Below are 24,575 nucleotides of genomic sequence, written 5' to 3'. Positions count from 1 at the left end.
AATGAAAGAAAAATACGACGTAGTAATTATTGGAAGTGGTTTGGGCGGACTCGTATCTGCAAATATTTTGGCTCGCGAAGGCAAAAGTGTTTGTGTGCTCGAAAAAAACAATCAATACGGCGGTAATTTACAGATATTTTCTAGAGATAAAAGTGTTTTTGATACCGGTGTACATTACATTGGTGGCTTAGATAAAGGTCAAAATCTTTATCGTTATTTCAATTATTTAGGCATCATGGATGGACTAAAATTGAAGAAAATGGATGAAAATCAATACGATGTTATCTCTTTTGATAATGACAAGGTTGAATATCCACACGCACAAGGTTATGACAATTTTATTACTCAATTGAGTCAAAAATTCCCTAAAGATACCGATGCTATTCAATCGTATTGTGATAAGATCAGAGCAACTTGTAATAGTTTTCCACTGTATAATTTAAAACCTGGAGATACCTATTATGATAACACTTCGCTGCTTAGTCTAAAAATCAGCGATTTTTTAGATAGCATAACTGATAATGAAAAACTAAAGTCGGTGTTGGCTGGTTCTAATTTTTTATATGCTGGTGACAAAGATAAAACGCCATTTTATGTACATGCTTTATCGGTAAACTCTTATATACAAAGTTCATATAGATGTGTAAATGGAGGGAGTCAAATTGCCAAATTATTGATTAAAAAATTAAAGGAATTTGGTGGTGAAGCCTATAAACGTAGTGAAGTTACTTCATTTGGATTTGAAAACGAAAAATTAGTTTCGGTTATTACAAAAGCGGGAAATGAAATAAAAGGGGATTTATTCATTTCAAATATAGAACCAAAGTTTACCGTAAAAATGTTGGGTAATGATCGACTTAGAAAGTCGTATACCAACCGGATTTCAAATATAGAAAGTGTAATTTCTGCCTTTAGTATATACATCGTTTTTAAGCCAAAAACGTTTAAATATATGAATTATAACTATTATCATTTTAAAAATTATAAAAAAGTATGGACTGCTGCTGATTATGATGCAAAGAGTTGGCCCGAAGGGTATATGGTTTCTATGAGTGTAAAGCAAAATCGAAACGAATGGGCAGAGAATATGACCGCCATAACCTATATGCATTACGATGAAGTGGAACAATGGGAAAACACCTTCAATACTGTAGCCGAAAAAGGGGAGCGAGGGCAAACCTATGAACAATTTAAAGCAGAGAAAATTGAATTAATGTTGGTAGAGCTTGAAAAAAAATTCCCAAATATTAGAGATTGTATATTGTCGGTATATGCATCAACACCACTTTCGTACCGTGATTATATTGGGGTTAACCGTGGTTCTATGTATGGTTATGTAAAAGATGCTGACAGCCCGATGAAATCCTTTTTATCGCCAAAAACCAGACTTAAAAATTTGTTATTTACAGGGCAAAGTTTAAATATGCATGGTATTTTAGGGGTAACCATTAGTGCTGTATTAACCTGTTCTGAAATTGTAGGAAGAGAGTATTTGGTAGATAAAATTGTAAAGGCCAATGAAGAGTGAAAAGATTCACGATTGATGCATGATGATAAAAAATTTTTGAATTAAATGATGAAGAATACACAAAGCTCCTCTCTGTCAGTATGAGCGGAGTCTTAGCATAAGTAGAACACAACGGAAGATGTACGAAAGCTGTTGTTTGTAATAAGCATAGTGGTTTAAATCCTTTGAATTGAATATGATTTTAGAATAGATTATAGATAGTAATGATAATGAAAACAAAGCTTCTCCATTTCATTATGTGCAGAGTCTTTGAATAGATAGAACACAACGAAAGTTGCATTACAGCTGTTGTTTGTAATAAGGATAATGGTTTAACTCCTTTGAGCTGAATATAATTTTAGAGTAGATTAATAAATAGTAATTATAACGAAACAAAGCCCATCTAAATCAGTATGAGCGGAGATATAAGGCAAAGTAGAACACAACGAAAGTCGCATTACAGCTGTTGTTTGTAATAAGCATAATGGTTTAACGATTTTGAGCTGAATATCATTATAGAATAGATTAATAAATAGTAATTTAAACGAAAACAAAGCTCCTCTCAATCAGTCTGAGGGTAGATTCAGGGCAAAGGAGGACACAACGGAAGATGTACGAAAGCTGTTGTTTGTAATAAGCATAATGGTTTAACTAGTTTGAACTGAATATAATTTTAGAGTAGATTAATAAATAGTAATTAAAACGAAAACAAAGCTCTTCTCAATCAGTCTGAGGGTAGATTCAGGGCAAAGGAGGACACAACGGAAGATGTACGAAAGCTGTTGTTTGTAATAAGCATAATGGTTTAACTAGTTTGAACTGAATATAATTTTAGAGTAGATTAATAAATAGTAATTAAAACGAAAACAAAGCTCTTCTCCGTCAGCTTGAACGGAGATTCAGGGCAAAGTAGAACACAACGAAAGTCGCATTACAGCTGTTGTTTGTAATAAGCATAATCGTTTAACGATTTTGAGCTGAATATCATTATAGAATAGATTAATAAATAGTAATTTAAACGAAAACAAAGCTCCTCCCCTTGATTAAGGGGAGGTGTCCAAACGAAATATTATGTTTTGTATTAAACATCATGGACGGAGGGGTCTAATTCACAAACTACTAACACTATTAGGACTAATCCTCCTAATAACCTCTTGTGGTGTAAAAAAATCACTCAAAGACCAACCAAAACTAGAAGGTTTTAACAATAAAATCCCAGAAAGAGTACAAATAAACGATTCTACATTTACTGTGGGTAAAAACCAACTCCGCAAAAATGAGCATGGCTTGTGGGAATTATATGTTAAAGGAGATCCCTTAGAACGCGGACTTGCAAACGGTAGTTTGACAAGAGAATTACTTCAAAAACAAGAGGGAATCTTTTTCTCAAAAGTAGAGGAGATGGTACCTTCAAAATTTAAGCAAATGCTATTGCGAAAATTTTTAGCTTGGTACAATAGAAAGCTCTATTTAAATATTGTTGATGAATATAAAACAGAAATTTATGGAGTGTCTCGCTATGCTGGTGATGATTACGATTATGTAGCGGACGATTATATGCGAAGCTTATATTTACACGGAGCCCATGATATTGGACACGCGTTAAAGGATTTAGCCTTGGTTGGTTGTTCTTCTTTTGCAGTGTGGGATGATAAATCTGCTGATGGAGGTTTGCTCATTGGTCGAAACTTCGATTTTTATGCTGGGGACGAATTTGCCAAACAAAAAATCATTGCTTTTGTGGCTCCCGATACGGGATACAAATATATGTCTGTGACTTGGGGAGGAATGATTGGCGTAGTATCAGGTATGAACGACCAAGGACTCACAGTGACCATTAACGCTGGAAAATCGGATATTCCGTTAGTAGCAAAAACGCCAATATCCTTATTAACACGAGAAATTTTACAATATGCTTCTACTATTGAAGAGGCCATTGCTATTGCTAAGAAACGCAAAGTATTTGTTTCTGAAGCGATCTTAGTAGGAAGTGCTAAGGACCATAAAGCGGTTACTATTGAGGTTTCACCGAATAATTTTGGAGTCTATGAAGTTACAAATACCAGTCAGCTATTATGTTCTAATCATTTTCAAAGTGAGGCTTATGCCAATGACGAAAATAATATCAAGCAGAAAGCAGAAAGTCATTCGCAATACCGCTATGAACGGATGGAGGAATTACTAACTGAAAATGATAAAATTAATCCTGAAAAAGCAGTTTCTATTTTAAGAAATACCAAAGGTTTAAATGATAAAGAGATTGGCTATGGAAACGAAAAAGCCTTAAATCAACTCCTAGCACATCACGGTATTGTATTTCAACCAGATCAATTAAAAGTGTGGATTTCTACCAATCCTTATCAATTGGGAGAGTTTGTGAGTTATGATTTGAATACAGTATTTCAGAAATTTGACCTGCCAAACGTCGGATCAGGTAAACAGAATTTTAAAGAAACCATTTCAGAAGAGCAATTAAACATTCCTGCTGATGACTTTATCAAAACAGAAGCCTATAAAAACTATGAACGCTATCGTCAATTAAGACACGAATTAATCGCTATTATTGATGCCAAAGGTAACGCCAGTTCAGAATTATTAAAAGAATTAGAAAGTGCCAATCCTGAATATTGGGAAGTCTATGAATTGGTCGGTAAGTACTATTACGAAAAAGGTTATGATGCTGCCGCTTTAATTGAATTCAAAAAAGCACTCACCAAAGAAATTACTACGGTACCACATAGAGTACGGATTGAAAAGTATATTAAAAAAGTAAACTAATAGTGCCCTTTATTAATAGAACATTTGTATCCATACGTCCGTTCGAGTGATTTTTTTCCGAAACTTCGGGAAGAAAAAGGTATCGATAACCCTAATAAAACTGCAAAATTTTAACGATACATTCTACTAAAAAAAGAAGATAGCACTTTATAAAAATAAAGCACCACCTTCCCTAATTACTCCACTTAGTATATATTTTTAAAAATCGATCCCCACCGAAAATTGCCACATTCTATTTTTAGGTTCACCTTCGTCATAAATCTCTCCCATACCTATATGGTAGCGAATCCCTAAACTAAATCCAGAATCCATTTTGATACCACTACCAACATTAAATCCCCAATCAAATCGATCAGGTGTAATGTCAGATTCCGCATCAAAAAGATTAAAGCTACTATCGTACGTTTCTTTATGAGATATGGCATAACCTACTTGAGCACCACCTTCTAAAAAGACTTGCTTAATGGGATATAGTTGTAACATTACCGGTACATTAATATAATTCAGTTTTTGAGTGTAGGTACCTGAATCATTTTTTAATTGATATCCTTGTTGCGAGTACATGGCTTCCACTTGAATGGCCATCAAACTATTAATGGAGGAATTACCATAAACACCTAAATGAAAACCATGGCGTTGCCCTGTTTCTGTTTCACCATCATAAGTAACGGCAGCGAGATTATAACCTCCTTTAATACCAGTAGTTGAAGTGCCTTGTTTTTGATTTTGCCCGCTTAGGCTCAAAATAAAGCCCATAAAACCTATTATAATTATTCTTTTCCTTATCAATTCCATATTCTTATTTTATTGAATAGTTATTTTATTTAATGGCTGCTTTATTGCAGCTTTAGTATAAAAACAACTGTATGGCAAAAAGTCCTGAAACAAAATGCTTTTTTATTTATAATGCTTTTCTTTATTAAGAAATACTCTATAATTTTACTGTTTATGTAGGCAAGTAGTATTGCGAAAAAGGGCTTTTCTAGAATTCAAAAAAGTACTGGCCAAAGAAATTACTACCATGCTTTTTTGTAATCAAAAAACAGGTGTCTTTCTACGCTGATAGACAATACTTTACTATTATCCCTAAAATGTGTTTTAATAAAGTATCTTTGCATTATATTATTTTTCTGTTAATATTAATTCTCATTCGCACAACTTCGGCGAACTCATAAGGCTTTATTTCTTAAGCTCTTCTTTGATTAACGGAACCCTGGTGGCCAACTTAATGCCTGATTGCTAGTAAATAACTATCTAATAGTGATTTTAATCTTACGCCTTGCTCATCTCATTACTCTGCAATCCGTTTCTATACAATAAAAACATGGCTCTATTAAAAATGGGGGTTATTGGTACCTCAAAAAAAGAAGACGAAAGGCGTGTGCCTATTCATCCAGAACATCTTAAAAGGCTACCTGAGCACATTCGTAAACAACTCATCTTTGAAAAAGGTTATGGTAAGCCCTTCAACTTTTCGGATAAAGAAATTACCGAATTAACAGGAGGAATAGCATCTAGAAGTGAAATACTCTCTGATATTGGTACTGCCATTATTGCCAAACCTATTTTATCTGATTTGGAAGAGTTAAAAGAGGGTGGTTTAATTTGGGGCTATCCGCATTGTGCACAACAAAAGGATATTACACAAATAGCCATCGATAAAAAATTAACATTAATTGCTTTTGAAGATATGTATGTGTGGAATCCTAATGGACAAATGGGAAGACATACATTTTATAAAAATAATGAAATGGCAGGCTATAGTGCCGTCATCCACGCACTACAATTGAAGGGAATAGATGGTCATTATGGCAACCAACGAAAAGTAATTATTTTCAGTTTTGGTGCGGTAAGTAGAGGTGCTATTTACGCATTAAAAGCTCATGGTTTTAGAGATATTACCATCTGTATTCAAAGACCTGACCATGAAGTGAGAGAAGAAGTTTTAAATGTTCACTATGTACGGATTAGAAAAGGTAACGAAAACGAGCCAAGATTAATTGTTGTAGAACATGATGGTTCTGAACGCTCTTTATTAGCGTTGATTAATGAATCTGAAATTATAATTAATGGAACCTATCAAGATACGGATAATCCGATTGATTATATAAAAGCAGATGAAAAATCTAGCCTTAATCTAGGTACTCTTGTTATCGATGTGAGTTGTGATGAAGGGATGGGGTTTTATTTTGCAAAACCAACCACTTTTAAAAACCCAATGATTGAAATTGATAATATTGATTACTACGCGGTTGACCATACTCCAAGTTATTATTGGGAAAGTGCTTCTAGATCTATTTCTGCGGCATTAATGGTGTACGTGCCTACTGTAATATCGGGTTATGACCATTGGAAAGAAAATATGACCATTAAAAATGCCATAAATATTGATCAAGGAGTTATTGTAAAAGACAGTATTCTTAGATTTCAGAATCGTCAAAAAGAATATCCGCATGAAGTACGACTAAGCATTGTATAATCAAGCGAAAAGCATAATAGTAGCATTCCATTTTATTTTTTTATCAACTTTATTAATTGAAGGAATCCGTAAATAAAACACGACTCCTTATTACCAATACAAAACCAATTTATGATTACAGATATAGCGTTACATAAACCAGAACCAATAGTGCCTGGAAAAAAAATAGAGGTGTTTAATCGCAATTCAGATATTAAAAGTACTGTGAGAGCACTTGAAGCAGGCAAGCCTGTATTAATTACAGCATTTTATAGCAACGGAATGGTTCTTTTGAAGGAGATTCAAATGTATTTAAAAAGAAGGATGCCTAACAAAACGTTTAAAGAGCAACGTGAGTTTCGGGAGGCTTATCGTAAAATGTCAAATCTTATGTTCATAGAAATTGTGGCTCATAAATTGAATGTAAAAAAAGCACCTTCTATTGGTTGGTTAGCTGAGTTGTACCCAGAAACGAGCGACTTTATATTAACTTTTCCTCAGGTTCAAGGCCTAAATAGCTCTTGGCAGTCTTACCAAAATGGGATTTCCATTCCAGTATTGCGGAATAAGATTCATCCTTATTATGGTACCTATTACCCAACGCGTTTTGATCATTTAATACTTTTTGACAATTGGTTAAAACGGTATAAAGGATCTAAAAAAACAGCAATAGATATTGGAATTGGCAGTGGAGTACTGGCTTTTCAAATGGTAAAGCATGGTTTTCAAAAAGTTTTTGGTACAGATACCAATCCGAATGCAATTGTAGGTCTCGCCAAATTTATGAAAGATACCAAGTTGTCTAGAAAGGTAGAATTAAACCTTGGACATCTTTTTGGAAAATGGGAAAAACAAACCGAATTGATTGTTTTTAATCCACCTTGGTTACCCGTATCTGAAGTGTTAGAAAACCAGGACGAAGCTATGTATTACGATAAAAAACTTTTCCCGGACTTTTTTGCAGCAGCAGATAAAATGTTGTTACCAGAAGGGAAAATTGTGGTCTTGTTCTCTAATTTGGCTCAAATCACAGAAGTTACGAAAGAACATCCTATACAAAAGGAATTAGATAAAGGGGGACGATTTAAATTGGTCAACTGCCTTAAAAAGAATGTAAAATTATCTTCTGATAAAACAAAACAAGATCAACATTGGCGTTCAACAGAAGAAGTTGAGCTTTGGGAGCTGGAAAAAAAATAAATTGTTGAGGTTTTAGAATAACCGTTTAAAAGGACATTAGTATAATTACGATTTATGGACCCAATTGGTGGTAAATCGTTTTTACGCTGCAGTGGTATTAGAATGGTGCATAATTTTAAAATATCGAATATCCTAATACCAAGGATAATTTTCCAAAGGTTGAATACCAGCTTGTGTAGTTGTCTAAAACATCTTTATTTAGATGATATCTAAATTCAATACTATATTTATCTTTAAACTTATAACCTGCACCAAAAGCCAAATTTACAGTTGAAATTATGTTTAAATCCGTTGAAATTTCATAATCAACGTTAGAGTTATATGAAATATCAAAAATAGTAGAAGCATTAACAAATACTTTTGAATCATCATTAATAAAAAAATAATGCCTGATTCCAATTGGTAATTCAATTGAATTATATTTTGCTTCGACGCTTTGAATTCTTTGGGTAGTTAATTCAATTTTAGATTTATATTTATTATAAGTAGGTTCAATTATTACCGACCACTTATTTTTGTTGAAAGGCATTATAAACTCTGCTTCAATACCAAAACCAAAATTTATATTAGTATTAAAATCGCTATCTGTCGAATTGTATCTAGAATTATCTACAGAAAATGATGTGCTGTTGATACGGGGTCTAAATGTTAAATTGAATAGATCTTTTTTCTGTATATTTTCAAAATCAATAAGCTCTGAATTTTCGCATTGATTATATTTTACAAATAATTTTATTAATTTATTTTTGCCATAATTTGTTTTGTTGATGTCTTTAGATGAAATATGTTGACATTTTAAGTTATTCAACAGTTGCTGTCGAAACGTAACGTTTTCAGCTATTTTTTCCTGATTTATTTTATATCTTTTATATACTAATTGTTCAATGTCAGAGCCCTCTTTACTGTAAAAGTATCTAACAACATCTGTATTGTTGTATGAATATAAATTGGCGTTGCCTTCTACTAATACCTTTAAAAAAAGTTCTTCGTTTTTAAATACAGGGTTTCTATGAGTGTTTAACTCTTCAATTCTATTACTAGATCTATCAATATCCACGTTACTTCTGATGTATTTTGAATATTTGTAAATGCCAAACTCTTTAACTGAAGCTATTGAAGCCGTTTTTAACTCTTTATCTTCTGAAATTCTGTATTCAAATTCTGTAGGATTATTCTTCCAGTCAATATTTTTAATTTCACAATCTATTTTTTTATCAGAATTATTAATAAAATATCCTTTATTATAAGTTATTTGAGAATAACAATTGATACTTAGAATTGAAATTAATAGTATTAAGATATTTTTCATTTTATTTAGAATAGCCGTGAGTAAAAAATGGAATATTATTGTTCTCTAAATTAATTTTTTTAATTTTCTAATTCTATATTTTACCTTTTTTTATTTTCAACTTATGTCGGTCACCATGGTATTCGGGTTGTGTTTAATTTTGAAATTACAAGAATTGGCTATAAAACACATCGCATTGGCTTCTTCGTGTAAAGCATTTGCTTTTGCAATTTGACTAGCATCTGTAATGGTTACAGTAGGGTTGAGGGTAACCTCCGTAAATCGTCCACTTCCGTTTTTGGTTTCTTCCATTATTCCCGTAGCATGGTCTTCGTATTTTGTAACTACTATGTGATGTACAGAGCATAAATGTAAATACCAAAGCATATGACAAGCCGACAAGGAAGATAAAAAGAGATCTTCAGGATTATACCTTGTGGCATCGCCTAAAAAAGAAGGATCAGAAGAACCTTTGATGTTGGCGTATTTTCCTTCAGCTGAAATGGTATGGTTACGGTTATAAGCTTTGTAATTTAAGGTGCCTTCACCTTCATTACCTGTCCATGTTACGTTGACCTTGTAATTGTGCTTTTTCATAACTATGATTTTTTTGTCAAAACTTGTTTCAGGGTAAAGTCAACGCTTGTCTATTTTTTATCTGTTGTTTACTTTTTGAGGAACGAGTTTTAATGCGGCCCTATTTTTATTAATCACAAAAAGACAAGATGAAACCACCCACCAAGTATCTATTGCAAAAGTAATTTTCTGTAAAAAAGGTAGGTAATAAAACCCAATTTTAGTCTGAAAGCTTAAAAATACGATAATGCTCAATGTAAAGCAAAAGTACATCAGTCGTTTTAAGCCTTTGTTTTTGAAACGTCGCAACTCTATAAATAATGGAATCATTGCCATTGTACCTAATACTCCAGTAAAAGTTACCATTAAATCATGATAGGGTGTAAACATAAAAAGAAGTGCCGTCATTGATGCTATTCCGAAATAGGTAATCATTTGTGTATTCCGATTTTTTTCATTGAATACTTTTGGAAGAATATAGAAAAAGGAAATCATGGTTAAACTGAGAATCAAATGTGAAATGACTGCAATGGGACGAGCATTGTTTATAGCACCGCTTTCTGTGATAGGATTCATGGCATCGCACAAGAAGTTATTAGCAAAACTATACCCATTATTGGCATTTGGGTAATTATAAGATCCTCCAGGATAGGCAGACGCAGCAAAGTAAAATACGATGAGGTAGAGCCCCAAACCGAAGATTGGAAAATAGGGGAGGTATTTGGTGTCGAATTTGTTCATTTATTCTTACTGAAAAAAGTAAGCGACAAATATAGTTTTTATAAAATTGCCATCAACTCCTTTCTCACACACAACACGAATTCAACATAAGTAGAAATATTTTGAAGAAATAATGATAATACTATCCGCTAAATGACCACTATTTATCAGTGCTCTTTGCTATTTTTGATCTATAAATGTTGGGATAAAAATATCATTTACTACAGCAAATGGTAACATCTGTTCATCTGAATTATAGGCACCACCTGTAAAAATAGCAACCATATCTAATTCAGGTAGCACCATAATATACTGCCCTCCGTTGCCTGTTGCGGTTTTAGAAACAAATACTTTTTCGTTTACAGTAAACGGAATATTCCACCATAAATAACCGTAGTCAATTGCCGTAATTTTAGTTTTAGGAAGGGTTGATTCTTCTATCCATTTTTTCGATACCAATTGTTTTTCGTTCCACTTACCCTTATTAAGTATCAATTGTCCAATTTTTGCCAAATCACGTGAAGTCATATACAATCTCTGACCCGAAGGAATAATTTTTTTGTTGGAAGTATGGCCCCAACGTACATTGGTAATACCTAACGGGGTGAATAAATACTGCTCAGCAAACTTATCAATTGTCATCCCTGAAGCCTTACTCACTATTTCTGCTAACAGTATCGTACCCATAGAACAATAATTTGAAACGGTTCCTGGCTTATTCAACATTGGAAGGTTAAGTGTGTATTGAATCCAATCCTTTTTTTTATGGACTTTATCTTCTTGTCCTTTTGATTTCTTATCCCAATCATTGCAATCAAACCCGGTTGACATTGTTAGCAAATGTCGGATTGTAATGCTGTCTTTTCGTTGGTCACTATTTTTATTTGGCACTACATGGAGATACTTTGATATTGGGTCGTCTATACTTTCGATAAATCCATTATCAATCGCAATTCCCGTTAATAATGATCGAATGCTTTTTGTTACGGAACGAAGATCGTGAGGTTTGTTTACTGAGTTTCCTTTAAAGTATTCTTCAATAATAAGTTGGTTGTTTTTCACCAATAGCACACTGTGAATTTCGTTTTGCCTCGTTTTTATTTGGTTAAACATCTTATAAACTAATGTGGTGTCCACCTGTTGTGATTGTAAATTCCCTGTTTTCCATCCATCATCAAGACTTTTGGGTTGAGTATACATATATGTATGTTGTCCATGGCAAAGCGGACTTATACACAAGATGAAAATTGTAAATAATGTTAAATTTTTCATGGTATAGGGAACCAATTATTTTAATTATAAAACGGTTATTCTTTTTACAACAATAAATAGACCATTATTCAATTAACGCAGTGTGTTCTTAGTTTTTTAACGTGTTTTTTACCAGTGTAAGTTGTATTGTATTGAAAACAATGCATAAGGTTTAGTCAATACTAAAGAAAGTACAGGTTTTATTGCTTTACCTTTTTTGTTGATTTGTAAAGGGTGGCTTCTGCTAAAGGGTTTATTGAGTCATATGCTCTTAAGTAATATTCCACTTTAATAGTGTTTTCATTAATTTTACTTACAAAGGCTTCAACACCTTGGTCACAGTTTGAAATACCATAGGCGATATTTTCTTTAAACACGATTTCTTTTTTGTTCTCTTTTAATAGCGTCCAAACGCCTCCGCAAGATAAATCGGGATATTTAATGCTAATGTGTTCTTTGTCAGTATAATTTAAGTTGACTTCCCAAGTTTCACCACTAACTTGATTGCCTGTTCCTTCCCATTTTCCTTCTAACCATTTAGAGCTAGAACAAGAAGTAATTAGAAGTATAAATGGCAATAATAAAACTGTAAATTTTAAACTTTTCATGGTATAGGGAATAATATTTTATAGACTTGTTGTGCAGCTTAATTAAGCCGTCAACCTTGGTGTTAGTCCAAAGTTAATATATTGAGAGGAATTTTCCGTACTATTTTTTACCTAATCAAATTAGGCTATAGATTAAATGCAACTCATTGAAAGTGAGTTGAAAGTGTTATGCAATAACATAATGACTTTCTTTTCAATGTGTTGAGCTACACCCGTATAAATATTTTTTTTCGATAAAGTATATACAATATAATCCATTGAATAATCACTAATCCTGTTGATAGAATAAATTGTTGGGTATTTAGATTGTCAAAAAGGTTAGCAAAACCACGAAAAAAGAAGTCTCTACTATCGTGCAGTGGAAGATACCAATGGGCTGCGTATATGGTAATAGCATTCATTCCGATGGGAACAAATATCCATCCCACCCATGTTAATTTCCAGACATCCATAACAGTATAAAAGAGAGCAAGTAAAAGTAACGACCAACCTGATGCCCATAGCACATATGACGGAGACCAAAGACCTTTAATTATAGGAAACGAAAAACTCCAGCACCAACCGAGAAATAAACAGACCAATCCGGCTATTAACAGCTCTATTCCACAACGTAATTTGGGTTGTGCATACCATTTTATTCGTTCTCCTGTTAATGCACCAAGTACGCTGACCATTGCGGCAGGAAATATGCGTATGGTGCCTTCGGCATCATAAACACCAACGGCAAGGTTTGTTTTAATAAGGTTACGGTCTAGCCATGCCGCAAGATTATTTCCTGGAGTAATGGTTTCACCTTTTTCAGGATAAGGTAAGTAGAAAATAATAATGTGATAAAGAACAAGTATAACAAAGAAAATAAGCAATCGGTACTTCCAACTTTCCACATGCAACGTAATACTAGCTCCAATCATATAACTCATTCCAATCAGCCATAAGACTTGGTACAAACGGATTGCCTCCCATTTAAATTTGAACAGACTAAAACTAAGTCCAATAAAAACGATTATGAGTGAGCGTTTTATAATTTGGTATTGAAGTTTTTTAATGGGGACTCCTTTTGCTTTTTTAGACAAAATAGAGTAGGGTATGGCAACCCCTGAAATAAATACGAAGAGCGGAAAAATAAGATCTAAAAAGTGAAAACCATCCCATTTTACATGGGTCATTTGTAAAGCCAATCCGTTTACCCAGTTTTCAGGTAATCCTAACACTTTAACTAAGGTAATTATCATTGATGAACCTCCAATAATCCAAAACATGTCGAAACCACGTAAGGCATCCAATGAAATTAAACGGGTCTTCTTGAGGTCACTATTTGTGTTAGCCATGGTTGTGTTTTTAGCTTTTTTCAGGAGTGTTTTATACATACCTTACAAGCAAATCATTAGGACAATCAAAAGCGTATTTACTTCCTTTCCAATATATTTACTTGTTCATCTTCGGCTTTATAGCGAATGGCGGTATACGATATGATTTTCCAAGCATTATCTTTTTTAATTAGGGTAATGGTAGCTTTTGCAACACTTTTTTCTCCAGAAGGGCTGGTCCAAATTTGGTCAAATGCCACCCAAGCTAAATTTGTATCATAATAAATATCATAGTTGGTGTTTTCAAAAGTAGCTGTTATAGGCTCAGGGTGCTCCTTAAAAAAGGATTCTAATTTTCCACCATTGTTAGCCCAACCTCTATCTTGAGAAAAACCTGTATCATTTACATTTAAGCGTAATACATCGTTGGTGTGGTCCCAGTATGATGCCCATTTCTCATAATCTTTCTCCATATAGGCATAAGTTTCTCCTTCTACCAAGGTTTTAAGGTTTTCTTTTACATTTTCTGAAGCTGGTGTTTTTTCGTTGTTACAAGAAAAGAGTAATGCAATACACATTACAAAGAGGTATTTATTCATATTGGGTTTGTTTTAGGCTAATTTACAAATTTGCTTGTGTTTTCAAATGTTTGATATAGTTATTTAAAAGGCCTCTTATTTGTTCGGCAGCTACGGGGTTTGCCGAATGTACTTTAAACTCTAAATTTCTTAGATCTAGACCAGAATCATATACTAACCATTTAGCTGCAGCTAATCCGTCAGGTGCAACTTTTCCATCTTTACCAAGTCCAAGGTCGTTGTCAAAACTTATGTAATTTGGAAGGCCATTTTTCTTGATGTATTTCACAAACGCCTCATAAGTTCTAACAATATCAAATTCAGCTTCCATTGATTTGTCATAAACCATTTCGATAATACGTACATCATCTAAAAATAATTTTTTCATTCTTCAGTTGTTTTTACAATTTGAGGATTATGTAGTCGATAACTTTCAGAAACCCAAAGTTCACCTAATGGTTCAGCAGGGCTTAATCCACATTTTTCGGCTCGCCTCATGCTTTCAGGGGTCATCTATGTCAACCGTCATGTGGTCAGGACAATTATTATCGTCAGACGAACAATTAAGTCCAATGATAGAAAATGAAATCAGTAATATGGTTTTATACAGTTTTGTCATTTTGAGTATTGAATTAATTTAAATGATACCTGATTTACTAATTTAATAAATTTATTTTTTTTCAAGGTTCATTAATGTTTCCATTTTAATTCCATAGTTTTTAAGAACCATATTTATTTTACTCTTTTCAGATTGCAGTTCTTTCAATTCTTTTCTATAATTATTGAATGGCCAGAATCCCATTAATATCAATCGAATTCCAACAAAGCTAAGAAGAAGTGTTGACAAAAAATAATTCCAATTCAAGTAGCTAAATTCCGGATCAAAAGTTTGTTTAAAATTTTGAATGAGATAAGGATAACTTCCAAATAATATTAGTAAACCGATTCCTGCAAAAAGACCTAAATTTAGATATATAGATGCTTTTCTTTTTTCAAGTTGTACAATTTGATTTAACAATTCAGGTAGATATTCTTTGAGCGAATTACTGAACTTAAGATCTGGACAGGAAACTTCAAAATCAGGTTTTTTGTTAGTCAAACCACAAGTCAAGCCTTTTTTCAAATCTCTTTTGGGGAATTCACATAAATCACAATGTTCGGTTTGAATCATTTATTTTACTGTTTGTTGGCAAATGTATCTCAACGTTTTTGTAACTGGTTTACTTTGTTAGTTCGCTTCAGCATACGAAAGTAGCAGGGCACGAGTAATAAATTAAATATGCTGTTGCCAATAGTTTATGAGTTTATTTTTCAAAAATGGCGACTGCTCTAACAGGAGAACCTGTTCCTCCTTTTATTTTTAAAGGTAAGCCTATAAATCTAAATCTTCCTTTGTTAATTAGTAAATGAAGGTTTATCATATTCTCATAATGTGTAAAATTCAATTCTCCGCAAATATGATGAACTTCCTTATTTGATATTCCAGGAACTCCAGGTGACATTGTTTCAACTCCAAAAGCGGATATTTTCTTTTCTCCAAGCCATCTTGCTGAATCGGTTGTAATTCCGGGACCATTACTCCAATTTTCACTATTAAAATATTTTCGATAATGGTTTGTATAAAATAAAACGGTATCTCCTTTTTTTATTTTTAAACCAGCTTTTTTACAAGCCTTTTCAATTTCGTTTGGTTCAATTAATTCTTTTAGTCCTTTATGTGAGAAATCTAAACAGATTCCTTCCCTATAGAACATTGATAAAGGCATTTTGTCAATCGATTTTCCTTTATGCTGAATTTCCATATGGTTTATAGCATCAACATGAGTTCCAGTATGTTCTCCTAATTCTAATTTATGGACAGCAGGTGTTTTTGTCTTTGGGTTTTTTATACCATTCCATTCTTCGTGAGTATTATGAATAGTCATTTTAACCTGTGGAAGGTCTTTATAAACAGGCATTCCTTCGTAAATTTCTTGACTCAAATCAATAATTTCTGTCATATAGTATGGTTGCTTTTTTAATGGTGGTAATTGTTTTGTATTTGGTTTGCTTCGTCAGTTCGCTTCGCTCGTCTGTTACATTTTTTAAGTATTTCATTTAGCAAATAAAAACTGAATAGAAAATTTATTAGCGTTTTATTAAATAAACTAGAGCTAGTCATAAGTTGTCGTATTTTATTCAATTTTAATGAATGTTTCTTTTCCAATTTTGTATTTATCTAATTTTTTTGCTTTTATCATATAATTAATGGTTGTAGCGATAAATCTACCATCACTTAATTCCAATTTATTTTTAAGTTTTGATTGCTGGCAGTCTCCATTATTTTTAATTTGATTATAAATTTTTGAAGAAAGCTTTGCTCTTTTAAAAGCTAAATCAACATGAAATTTGTAAAATTTAAGCTCGGGGAAAAATTCAACTATGTCAGCTATATTCTTTAATTGGCCAATTATTCCATTTACTGAAAAATATATAAGACCTTTATCAATAGCTGGTATCGTTTTAATATCAAAACTATTGTAATGTTTGTAGTTATAGTATATCAAGGGTTCTATAAGTCCAAGGCTGATTTGTGAATTAAATAATAGTTCATTTATATTATTTGCTTTATCAGCTTGTTGAATTTTTTGTAAAAATTTAAAATAAAGATTGTTTAGATATTCTATTGTGTTTCCTTTATAAGCAGATCGAATTTTTTTTAAAATTACAGGAGTATTTGGATGTTCAGCAGGTTTATAAATAGTATGCTCTTCATAAATTCTAATACTTTCTTTATAATTATTGTTTAGCTTAGCTTCTGCAAGAGCTTTTTCCCTTACGTAGAACAGATTCTTATATTCCTCCATTTTTTTTATTTACAACAATTATCAAATAATCTCGAATAACGTTTGTATCTTTTATGTCTATAAATTTATCAACATTATGAAAAAAAAACATTTTTAAACTAATCAAGGTTAACTCAAAGACCTTTTTAGACTTGTTTTCTTTGTTTTAATTCTATTCCGTCAGCAAGCATTTTAAATCCAATTGGGATTAAAATACCAATAAAAATATACCAATGGCTATATCCAGTGTGCTTTGTATATAAAAACAACCCTATAAGTAAAGCTAACCCTAGTATTATAACCGCATATTTGAAGTCATCCAATATTGTAATATTAAGAATAACTTTACCTTCTTTCTTTTTTCTCCATTTGTTATCAATAAGTAATGATAAACCTGCAAAAGAAAAAAGGCCTGTTAGTATTGTCCAAGGACTAAATTCAGTATTGACTTGGTAAATGTAAATTGTCCACCACCCAAAACCAACAAATAAAGTTAAAGCATAGAATATATCAAACCACTTAATTGTAGTTTCTTTAATGTCAAGATATTCTTGAAGAATTTCCTTTAATCGTTCATTAACTTTTACTTTGTCTTCTGAATCAATATTGGAAGAATTAATCTTGTCGAGTAAATCTAGGTCTGTTTTTAATTTCCTTTTTCTACTGGTTTGAGAAAATGAATCTAATATTTTTATAATAAAGGAAATTAATCCTACTAAGGAAACGGCAAGCTTTAAAACTGTTTCATATTCCATGTGTTCATAGAGTTTATTTTATTAAATAATAATTATGTTGAGATTGTATCCTTTTATCGAGTTAATTTTTCACCAAAACAAAACCATATTACTAAGTTTTTATAAAACTAGAAAAGATAAGTACTTGTCAGCGAGCATTTTCAAAGTTAAGGTAATTCAACAAATTAATTTTAAAATAAGTTGCTGTTTTATTCACAATCGTAATTTTTCTAACCCTGTTTCTAAAACTTTGGAGTTATTGTTTTAAGGTGCTCTGAAATAGCTGTAATAAAGCAATTATTGAGTTAAAAAGATGTTTTTAAAAGATGTGTAATGGTTACTGTTGTTGTCGCTAATATTTACCTGTCAAGACTAATAATATTTCTCTTTATTAAATGTATAATTTTGGGGTCTAAAACGTCATATATTTTTTCATTACTTGAACCTAAGATTACGTTTTCTTCGATCAAATTATATTTTAGCATTAATTCAATCTGTCTTCTACACCAATTATTTTTTTGATTAAATGTAATATTTAGGTCTTTAATAGAGAATGAAGTTTTTTTATTTCTTAAAATATTATTAATTGTGGTTAGAACATCTTTATTTTTAGCAGTAAGAGATGGGTACATTGATAAATAATCATATCGTTTTGCAAATTTTATTAAACCATTTGAAACGGATGATCCATCAAATCTAGTAACATCAGGTCTTGAACTCTGATAATCGTATATATCGGACATACAAGATATCAAATCTCTAGGCGACCTATTTGAAATATTAACAATTTCATCAATTTCCGTCCTTGAATCAAATAAATCTTTAAATTTTTTTTCGCCAGCACTAAAATATTTAATTCTTTTATCTATCAAAGGAACCATATCAGCATTCTTCCAACGTATATCAATTTCTTTAAATTTATCAAATAGAACAACTCTTGATAGAGTAGGTTTTACTTCAGACCATAAACTAAAGGCAATTGCTATATCATTTTGCATTAACAATTCAGTGTCCGTAAGTAAGTCTTTAGAAAAATCAGCAATTTTATCTATATCTTGTTCCAAATCTTGAAATTCATCTACTTTATCAAATAGAATAACCGATGAGTTAAAATATGTTTTTTTCGCAATAGAATTTAATTTACTTAGAAGTTCTTTTAATGTTCTCTTACTTTTTAATAATTCTTTTTCATCAACATTTGCATTGTATTCAGCTTTAATATCAAATTCTTTTAAAAATTCAGTATATTTTGTCTCTATATCATTAGGTAAATTCAGAGATTCTGATACTAGCTTTGAAGTTATTAGTACACCTGTATTTAATAGAGCATTAGTTGGGTGTATAAGGTAATTATAAATTTTTTTTAAAATTTTTTCTCTTTTAATATTTTTAACATTATTAAATTTTTTTTCAAATTCTGAAGTGGTTAATGGTTTGAAAAATAATTTTATTAAAAGAGCTAATTCTTCTTTTTCATTTTTATTTAGTTTTTTTAATAGATGTTTGTTCTTCTCTAAGAAAATAACGAATTTCGTTACAAATTGATTAAGAATTAAGTTGAGAATTTCTATTTTATTATTTGTTAAAGAAATTTCATCAAATCTATCAATAGTTATAGTCAATACGTTAGATTTTTCAAGATCTATTTTAAGTTTATGTATAATTGAAGATTTTCCATGACCTCTTTGACCTAATATGAACCTACTTGTACCAGTCTTTAAATCGTCTAATAATGTATTATAGAAGATTGGTGGATAGAATATTTCAGAATGAAACTCTCTTTCCTCTTCTGCTGAAAATTTAGAAAAAGGATTTTTAATAAATCCTATGTTTTTATCTAAAACATTTGTCATAATTATAATTTATTTATTACCGCCAATATATGTGTAACCACATTATGGTTAATGTCTTTTATCGTTATGTGTAGCCAAAACAATACCTAATTTCAAATAATATCTATAGAAAAGATAAGTGTTTGTCAGCGAGCCTTTTCAAAGTTAAGGCAATTCAATAAATTAATTTTAATTTAGGTTACTGTTTTATTCACAATCGTAATTTTTTTAACCTTGTTTCTAAAAAAAAATGGAGTTATTTTTGTAAGGAGCTCTTAAATAGCTGTAATAAAGCAATTATTGAGTTAAAAAGATGTTTTTAAAAGGTGTGCAATGGTTACTGTTGTTGCGTGATGGTTTTACTTTACACTTATCCACCTTTTGTCCATTCCTTTGTTGTTGAATTAAAAATTTTAGATTCTCCGAGACTTAAGCCAAACCAAACGATATAAGTTGAGTCCGTTGTTTTTTCGTAGAAAGCTTTACTGTTTTCAAGTTCAATTAGTCCGATTTCAGAAACATTTTTGGGTAATCTGTTTTTTTGCGTTTTAAATTTTTCTACTTTTTCAATTATTGTTTTAGCATATTTCTCTCGGTCATTTTCTACACTACAACTACAAGCTATAAATAACAATACACAAATAAATATTTTAAATTTCATTCTCACTTTATTATTTTAAAATCCGTTTTTTGTAAATCAAAAGTCCCATAATTGTCAGTCCGAAAAGAATTGCTATAATGTGAAATGTTCTTATTGCTCTGCATAAGTCAATTTCAGAAACTAGTGAAATACAATCATTCAATTCATGTGTTTCATATTTTAAACTGACCATTGAATTATAGGCCATAAATTCAAATAATGTAATTCCGACTAGTAATAGAATCAAAGCAATTATATAAATAATTTTTCTCAATTATTCTCGGTTTTTAACATGTACACAACTAATGATTGGTAATATCTTTTATCGTTATGTGTTGACAAAACAACATCTAATTTCAAATAATACCTATAGAAAAGATAAGTGTTTGTTAGCGAACACTTTCAAAAGTAAGAATTTTAAAGCAATAGTTGTTTAGAGTTACAGGTATTTTATGAACAGGTATTATAGGTGTATTTATTTACTTTCTTTTAAAACACTAAAAACGACTACATTTTTCCATAGTGTGTATGTAGCGTTGAAATTTCTGATGCTTTTAATCCTTTATGAATAAGTAAACGGTACCGTAATAGGGTAGGTTCAACATCAGAAAGAATAACCGGTTTTGCACCAGGGTATGGGTATACAGCGTTCTGCATACTGGCTTTTGAACGCAAAATCCAAGGATTTGGATAACCTGGGTTATTGGGATGACTTAAAATTGAAATACCTGCTAATGAGTCCTTAAGTCCCAACGATTCGGAGATATCCATCCAACCTCCTGCTTTAATTGGTAGTTGTTCCGGTTTAATTGATCCAATAGCACTTGTAAATGCGATGTCTTCACCGAGTCTAATTCTAGTCGAAAAACCTCCATATCCTTTTTTATCATCAGATCCTCCAATACGCATATTGGGTTCCTCTGCAATCAAGGAAATTTCAATATCAATTTGTCTATAGTTCTTTGCTTTTGGGTATACCGTAATGGTAGTATACTCAGTTACCAATGGCTTTTCATTTCCGTTATCATCTAACCACAAAGGAGACTTCCAAACCACATTGGCTTTAATACTTCTTTGTTTGCCTTTCTTTTTTAGTTCTTTAACTGAAAGTACTTGCCATTTAAAATCTTTTATTTCCCACCCGTCACCAATTTGTTTGTCTCCAATATGCAATTGGTGCCAAGCCCAGAAGATACCACGGTGGTGAGGGTGGTCTGAAGGAAAATCTTCAGTTAAAATTTTACCATCTAACGTATACAATGGATGAATATAATTTGATCTTTTATGCTTGCCATTTAGGTCTTTATTAGCTATTTGGTAGCATAGTATGCTATCTTTTCCTTCTTTGAAAAGTACTACGTTATCTTGAATCTGAACGCTTACACTTTGAGATTGGGCATTGTTTTCTAAACATAAAAACAGGAAAATGCTAATGAAATATCTCATAGATTAATTGGTAAAAACTTTAGTGAATAACAAAAGTAGGGTTTTAAATTAGCAATTTCCTTTAAGATTATCCACAAGCCAAATCAAAAGATTTGGTGGCCAAGTAAATATGCCCAAGCCTTTATTCAGGCACCAAACCTCCCTATTTTTGTTATACATTGTTGTAGTGCCTTTTTTATTCTCCGAAAGCAAGTAGAATTTCATAAAATTCAATTCCGTTTTCAGTATAGAAATAAGCATTTTGTCCACCGAGTTTATCTCTCGTAAATTTATATTTAATTCGTTTTATATTTTCGTTAGTTTCTTTATTTTTAATTTCCGCTTTTCCGTTTAAGATTAGAGAGTGGAATTTCAATTCGTATTCAGAAAGTGGTAAAATTCCGATTGTTTTGTCCTTTTTATAAATCGTGTCGGATTTTAATGATTTTAAATTTTCAACATATGATTTTATTCGAGGGTCCAACCATTCGTTTAAATCTTTTTCGAACAAGTCAGTTAAATCATTTCGGTCAAACACTATTTGAACAATTCCATTATCAACTCCAACTTTTATTGAATTTTCAGGTAGTGATTCCAAGTTAATCGTTTTCTTTTTTGTTTTTACAATAAAGGAACTTGAGCAACTTGAGATTCCAAGTGTTAAGGTCAGCAGTAAAATTTTAAACTGATTTTCCATTTTTTCAAATACACTAAATTCTTGAAGTACATTGCTTCCGTTATTCTTATCGTTTCAATCCGCTAGTGGGGATTCGTCCTTTCATTTTGTGTTTATTAAAGTTGAGTTGTTTTTTAGAGTCATTATTTTTAAAAAAGAATAAGGTCGCAATTGGCAATAGTATAAAACTCCAGCTTATCGGGCTTCCCCAAAAGGCAATCATCAAAATAATTGATATTACAGATACAATAACCAATACGATAATTCGGTTAGTAATTATTTCTCCTAATCTATAATTTTCAGCTCTTATGTCGTCCACATGATATTCATTTGTTTTATTACATTTTTTACAATTCAATTCAAATTTGTCTCCAAATTTCTTCGCATAATTAACTCGGTCTCTGGCATAGTTTGGTACTTTATTTTCTTCGCGACAATCTTTACATTTTATTACTAACTTCATATTGGTTAGGTTAAATTATTTATTTTAATAAACGGTATTTAATTGGGGTGATTGTGAATTCCTTTGTAATTCTAAATTCTTTAATATTTTTAAATTCCCCCAGTTAATAAATTTGGTTGTTTTTGATTTTTTTTTCAAATGCACTACAACAATTGTTTAAACGTCCCGATACTTCGGGAGCGTTTATACCCGTTATGGTTTTAGTTTCCGCTTAAACAAAAACTAAATTCAAATTATATGAATTGAAAAATGAAGTATTTGTTAGCGAACACTTTCAAAGTTAAGAAATTAACAGCAATAGTTGTTTGGTATTTTTACTGTTTTATTAACAAGAGGTTGTACGTAATTATTTACTTTCTTTTAAAACCATATCAATGGTTATGGCACTTGATAGTATTGCCATTTTATTGGTTATATCGGTATAGTTTGAATTAAAATCTACATTATACTTGTCCGCTGAGGTAAAAATTTCTTTCATTGCACCATTCCATTTTTTACTTATGGTTCCAATCGGTTTGTCGTAACCGTCTTTTATTTGAAAGTTCCAAGCTTTCCAATCGCCATTAATTACAGCCAGAATTTGCCCAGATGTATTAACTATTTTAAAAGTGGGTTTAAATAATTTAAACTTCTGTTTTATAGAACCAATAGTCTTGCCTTTAGCATCATCAATTACAATGGTTGACATAAAGAAGGTCCAACCTCTAGATATTGTGGTTTGTAAATTACCAGAAGTATCTTTTATTTCTAGTTGAAAAGGCAACATGCTTTTATTTAAGAGTAAGCTCAGAGCTTTTTGTCCAAACGATAATTTTTGGTTTACAGAACCAATCTCTTTTCCTTTGTCATTAAACACTTTGTAACTATTTTCAAACTTAAAATAATTAACTTTTTCATCAATAAAATAACTGTTTGATTCAAAAAAAATGGAACTCATCTTTTTTATTGCTTTAATTTCTTTTCGAACTATTTGGCTGTTCAATTTCGCCTCGTTTTTTTTCTTGGTAGCTGGACTCCAATGTATATGCTGCTCGTTGCTCTTTTTACGAAAGGGAATTAAGCGTGTTAAAGTAACATAATTGGATAATTTGTAAATAAATGTACTGGTTTGTGTTAAGACTTGACTGCAAAAGATTTAGTATTCGTGATTAAATAAACTATCAATATTAATCTCAGTAATTTTATGAATTTTTTTATTAGTCATAATTACTTTTTCATAACGCCCATCAATATCAGAATCAATAAATTTCAATTCATTATTATTATCCAAAGACATAATTAATTCATCTATTGCTCCATCTTCGTCCTTATCATTGCAGGCTCCAACCACCTCTCCAATAACATTAAAAATTTTATTCCGTTCATAAATTCCATTTTCATTGGAGTCATAACTTGACTGTGTTAATTTTCCGACGTAATCATATGTATTTATAATCTCATAATTATTATCAAAGTTTCGGTCAATATACTGGTTAGATAGTTTGTTGTTATTTTTCCAATAACTATTTAGCATTTCTTCACTTGGACTCCATTTAGAATTGAAGTTTTTACTATTCATTAAATTTTTGTTAATTTCATTTACTTGATAGTATTTAATTCCAATTACGATACTAATTATAGCTAATAATACTATTAATATTCGTTCAATTTTCATTTAGTATTATATTTAGTGTGTTAAAGTAAAACAATTGGCACTTTGTAATAGAGGC

At 31.3% G+C, this 24,575-nt stretch carries 25 protein-coding genes; 4 read left to right on the top strand and 21 right to left on the bottom strand.

Annotated features, from left to right (window positions below; all coding sequences use genetic code 11):
- Window position 1: 1 nt before the first annotated feature.
- Entirely contained in the window at window positions 2–1,528 is a 1,527-nt protein-coding gene (locus FF125_RS14445; RefSeq protein ID WP_138950431.1) for a phytoene desaturase family protein, read from the top strand.
- A gap of 1,050 nt (window positions 1,529–2,578) precedes the next feature.
- On the top strand, window positions 2,579–4,285 hold the full coding sequence (locus FF125_RS14440; RefSeq protein WP_138950430.1) for a C45 family autoproteolytic acyltransferase/hydolase: 1,707 nt from the start codon (window positions 2,579–2,581) through the stop codon (window positions 4,283–4,285).
- 198 nt (window positions 4,286–4,483) lie between these two features.
- Here FF125_RS14440 and FF125_RS14435 read toward each other — a convergent pair whose 3' ends face one another.
- Window positions 4,484–5,080: a porin family protein gene (locus FF125_RS14435; protein ID WP_138950429.1), complete on the bottom strand. Its 597-nt coding sequence runs from the start codon at window positions 5,078–5,080 to the stop codon at window positions 4,484–4,486.
- A gap of 529 nt (window positions 5,081–5,609) precedes the next feature.
- Between FF125_RS14435 and FF125_RS14430 the strand changes: the two genes are divergently transcribed.
- Window positions 5,610–6,764: a N(5)-(carboxyethyl)ornithine synthase gene (locus FF125_RS14430; RefSeq protein ID WP_138950428.1), complete on the top strand. Its 1,155-nt coding sequence runs from the start codon at window positions 5,610–5,612 to the stop codon at window positions 6,762–6,764.
- A gap of 111 nt (window positions 6,765–6,875) precedes the next feature.
- A complete protein-coding gene (locus FF125_RS14425) occupies window positions 6,876–7,943 on the top strand; it encodes a methyltransferase (protein ID WP_138950427.1) in 1,068 nt (355 codons plus the stop codon).
- Window positions 7,944–8,058: 115 nt separating this feature from the next.
- Here the strand turns inward: FF125_RS14425 and FF125_RS14420 are convergent, their stop codons facing one another.
- The 20 genes from FF125_RS14420 to FF125_RS14325 form a co-directional block, all read right to left on the bottom strand.
- Complete coding sequence (locus tag FF125_RS14420; protein WP_138950426.1) at window positions 8,059–9,252, bottom strand: outer membrane beta-barrel protein; 1,194 nt, start codon at window positions 9,250–9,252, stop codon at window positions 8,059–8,061.
- A 96-nt stretch (window positions 9,253–9,348) separates the two neighbouring features.
- Complete coding sequence (locus FF125_RS14415) at window positions 9,349–9,828, bottom strand: OsmC family protein (protein ID WP_138950425.1); 480 nt, start codon at window positions 9,826–9,828, stop codon at window positions 9,349–9,351.
- Window positions 9,829–9,885: 57 nt separating this feature from the next.
- Window positions 9,886–10,548, bottom strand: a complete 663-nt coding sequence (locus tag FF125_RS14410) for a hypothetical protein (RefSeq protein WP_117883488.1) — start codon at window positions 10,546–10,548, stop codon at window positions 9,886–9,888.
- Between the two features lie 159 nt (window positions 10,549–10,707).
- Window positions 10,708–11,799, bottom strand: coding sequence for a serine hydrolase domain-containing protein (locus tag FF125_RS14405; protein ID WP_138950424.1), 1,092 nt, complete (start codon window positions 11,797–11,799; stop codon window positions 10,708–10,710).
- Between the two features lie 179 nt (window positions 11,800–11,978).
- Window positions 11,979–12,386, bottom strand: a complete 408-nt coding sequence (locus tag FF125_RS14400; protein WP_138950423.1) for a hypothetical protein — start codon at window positions 12,384–12,386, stop codon at window positions 11,979–11,981.
- A gap of 206 nt (window positions 12,387–12,592) precedes the next feature.
- Window positions 12,593–13,714: an acyltransferase family protein gene (locus tag FF125_RS14395; RefSeq protein ID WP_175418934.1), complete on the bottom strand. Its 1,122-nt coding sequence runs from the start codon at window positions 13,712–13,714 to the stop codon at window positions 12,593–12,595.
- 77 nt (window positions 13,715–13,791) lie between these two features.
- The gene (locus tag FF125_RS14390) at window positions 13,792–14,292 is read right to left on the bottom strand and encodes a nuclear transport factor 2 family protein (RefSeq protein WP_138950421.1); all 501 of its coding nucleotides are present in this window, start codon (window positions 14,290–14,292) and stop codon (window positions 13,792–13,794) included.
- A gap of 22 nt (window positions 14,293–14,314) precedes the next feature.
- Window positions 14,315–14,659, bottom strand: coding sequence for a cyclic-phosphate processing receiver domain-containing protein (locus FF125_RS14385; RefSeq protein WP_138950420.1), 345 nt, complete (start codon window positions 14,657–14,659; stop codon window positions 14,315–14,317).
- 282 nt (window positions 14,660–14,941) lie between these two features.
- Window positions 14,942–15,442, bottom strand: coding sequence for a hypothetical protein (locus FF125_RS14380; RefSeq protein ID WP_138950419.1), 501 nt, complete (start codon window positions 15,440–15,442; stop codon window positions 14,942–14,944).
- A gap of 133 nt (window positions 15,443–15,575) precedes the next feature.
- On the bottom strand, window positions 15,576–16,271 hold the full coding sequence (locus FF125_RS14375; RefSeq protein WP_138950418.1) for a cyclase family protein: 696 nt from the start codon (window positions 16,269–16,271) through the stop codon (window positions 15,576–15,578).
- Window positions 16,272–16,445: 174 nt separating this feature from the next.
- The gene (locus tag FF125_RS14370; RefSeq protein WP_138950417.1) at window positions 16,446–17,117 is read right to left on the bottom strand and encodes a hypothetical protein; all 672 of its coding nucleotides are present in this window, start codon (window positions 17,115–17,117) and stop codon (window positions 16,446–16,448) included.
- 125 nt (window positions 17,118–17,242) lie between these two features.
- A complete protein-coding gene (locus FF125_RS14365; protein WP_138950416.1) occupies window positions 17,243–17,851 on the bottom strand; it encodes a hypothetical protein in 609 nt (202 codons plus the stop codon).
- A 338-nt stretch (window positions 17,852–18,189) separates the two neighbouring features.
- On the bottom strand, window positions 18,190–19,683 hold the full coding sequence (locus FF125_RS14360) for a P-loop ATPase, Sll1717 family (protein WP_138950415.1): 1,494 nt from the start codon (window positions 19,681–19,683) through the stop codon (window positions 18,190–18,192).
- Window positions 19,684–20,032: 349 nt separating this feature from the next.
- Window positions 20,033–20,323, bottom strand: a complete 291-nt coding sequence (locus FF125_RS14355) for a hypothetical protein (protein ID WP_138950414.1) — start codon at window positions 20,321–20,323, stop codon at window positions 20,033–20,035.
- Window positions 20,324–20,333: 10 nt separating this feature from the next.
- The gene (locus tag FF125_RS14350) at window positions 20,334–20,576 is read right to left on the bottom strand and encodes a hypothetical protein (protein ID WP_138950413.1); all 243 of its coding nucleotides are present in this window, start codon (window positions 20,574–20,576) and stop codon (window positions 20,334–20,336) included.
- A gap of 233 nt (window positions 20,577–20,809) precedes the next feature.
- A complete protein-coding gene (locus tag FF125_RS14345; RefSeq protein ID WP_138950412.1) occupies window positions 20,810–21,748 on the bottom strand; it encodes a DUF6807 family protein in 939 nt (312 codons plus the stop codon).
- A 175-nt stretch (window positions 21,749–21,923) separates the two neighbouring features.
- Window positions 21,924–22,424: a hypothetical protein gene (locus tag FF125_RS14340; protein ID WP_138950411.1), complete on the bottom strand. Its 501-nt coding sequence runs from the start codon at window positions 22,422–22,424 to the stop codon at window positions 21,924–21,926.
- Window positions 22,425–22,470: 46 nt separating this feature from the next.
- Window positions 22,471–22,866 carry a hypothetical protein gene (locus FF125_RS14335; protein WP_138950410.1) on the bottom strand — a complete coding sequence of 132 codons (396 nt, stop codon included), beginning with the start codon at window positions 22,864–22,866 and terminating at the stop codon, window positions 22,471–22,473.
- A gap of 346 nt (window positions 22,867–23,212) precedes the next feature.
- Window positions 23,213–23,848 carry an LURP-one-related/scramblase family protein gene (locus FF125_RS14330; protein ID WP_394344105.1) on the bottom strand — a complete coding sequence of 212 codons (636 nt, stop codon included), beginning with the start codon at window positions 23,846–23,848 and terminating at the stop codon, window positions 23,213–23,215.
- 153 nt (window positions 23,849–24,001) lie between these two features.
- On the bottom strand, window positions 24,002–24,520 hold the full coding sequence (locus FF125_RS14325; RefSeq protein ID WP_138950408.1) for a hypothetical protein: 519 nt from the start codon (window positions 24,518–24,520) through the stop codon (window positions 24,002–24,004).
- Window positions 24,521–24,575: the final 55 nt, after the last annotated feature.

Origin of the sequence: Aureibaculum algae (assembly GCF_006065315.1) — a bacterium.
Taxonomy (GTDB): Bacteria; Bacteroidota; Bacteroidia; order Flavobacteriales; family Flavobacteriaceae; genus Aureibaculum; species Aureibaculum algae.
The sequence above is the reverse complement of the archived record's forward strand: the minus strand, read 5'-3'. Positions and strand labels throughout refer to the sequence as shown.

Excerpts from the sequence above, each read along its gene's own strand:
- FF125_RS14410 (WP_117883488.1), bottom strand. The coding sequence starts at position 10,548 with ATGAACAAATTCGACACCAAATACCTCCCCTATTTTCCAATCTTCGGT.
- FF125_RS14445 (WP_138950431.1), top strand. The coding sequence starts at position 2 with ATGAAAGAAAAATACGACGTAGTAATTATTGGAAGTGGTTTGGGCGGA.
- FF125_RS14380 (WP_138950419.1), bottom strand. The coding sequence starts at position 15,442 with ATGATTCAAACCGAACATTGTGATTTATGTGAATTCCCCAAAAGAGAT.
- FF125_RS14400 (WP_138950423.1), bottom strand. The coding sequence starts at position 12,386 with ATGAAAAGTTTAAAATTTACAGTTTTATTATTGCCATTTATACTTCTA.
- FF125_RS14395 (WP_175418934.1), bottom strand. The coding sequence starts at position 13,714 with ATGGCTAACACAAATAGTGACCTCAAGAAGACCCGTTTAATTTCATTG.
- FF125_RS14360 (WP_138950415.1), bottom strand. The coding sequence starts at position 19,683 with ATGACAAATGTTTTAGATAAAAACATAGGATTTATTAAAAATCCTTTT.
- FF125_RS14440 (WP_138950430.1), top strand. The coding sequence starts at position 2,579 with ATGTTTTGTATTAAACATCATGGACGGAGGGGTCTAATTCACAAACTA.
- FF125_RS14355 (WP_138950414.1), bottom strand. The coding sequence starts at position 20,323 with ATGAAATTTAAAATATTTATTTGTGTATTGTTATTTATAGCTTGTAGT.
- FF125_RS14375 (WP_138950418.1), bottom strand. The coding sequence starts at position 16,271 with ATGACAGAAATTATTGATTTGAGTCAAGAAATTTACGAAGGAATGCCT.
- FF125_RS14370 (WP_138950417.1), bottom strand. The coding sequence starts at position 17,117 with ATGGAGGAATATAAGAATCTGTTCTACGTAAGGGAAAAAGCTCTTGCA.
- FF125_RS14415 (WP_138950425.1), bottom strand. The coding sequence starts at position 9,828 with ATGAAAAAGCACAATTACAAGGTCAACGTAACATGGACAGGTAATGAA.
- FF125_RS14345 (WP_138950412.1), bottom strand. The coding sequence starts at position 21,748 with ATGAGATATTTCATTAGCATTTTCCTGTTTTTATGTTTAGAAAACAAT.
- FF125_RS14420 (WP_138950426.1), bottom strand. The coding sequence starts at position 9,252 with ATGAAAAATATCTTAATACTATTAATTTCAATTCTAAGTATCAATTGT.
- FF125_RS14385 (WP_138950420.1), bottom strand. The coding sequence starts at position 14,659 with ATGAAAAAATTATTTTTAGATGATGTACGTATTATCGAAATGGTTTAT.
- FF125_RS14405 (WP_138950424.1), bottom strand. The coding sequence starts at position 11,799 with ATGAAAAATTTAACATTATTTACAATTTTCATCTTGTGTATAAGTCCG.
- FF125_RS14335 (WP_138950410.1), bottom strand. The coding sequence starts at position 22,866 with ATGAAGTTAGTAATAAAATGTAAAGATTGTCGCGAAGAAAATAAAGTA.
- FF125_RS14365 (WP_138950416.1), bottom strand. The coding sequence starts at position 17,851 with ATGGAATATGAAACAGTTTTAAAGCTTGCCGTTTCCTTAGTAGGATTA.
- FF125_RS14325 (WP_138950408.1), bottom strand. The coding sequence starts at position 24,520 with ATGAAAATTGAACGAATATTAATAGTATTATTAGCTATAATTAGTATC.
- FF125_RS14430 (WP_138950428.1), top strand. The coding sequence starts at position 5,610 with ATGGCTCTATTAAAAATGGGGGTTATTGGTACCTCAAAAAAAGAAGAC.
- FF125_RS14435 (WP_138950429.1), bottom strand. The coding sequence starts at position 5,080 with ATGGAATTGATAAGGAAAAGAATAATTATAATAGGTTTTATGGGCTTT.
- FF125_RS14340 (WP_138950411.1), bottom strand. The coding sequence starts at position 22,424 with ATGGAAAATCAGTTTAAAATTTTACTGCTGACCTTAACACTTGGAATC.
- FF125_RS14390 (WP_138950421.1), bottom strand. The coding sequence starts at position 14,292 with ATGAATAAATACCTCTTTGTAATGTGTATTGCATTACTCTTTTCTTGT.
- FF125_RS14425 (WP_138950427.1), top strand. The coding sequence starts at position 6,876 with ATGATTACAGATATAGCGTTACATAAACCAGAACCAATAGTGCCTGGA.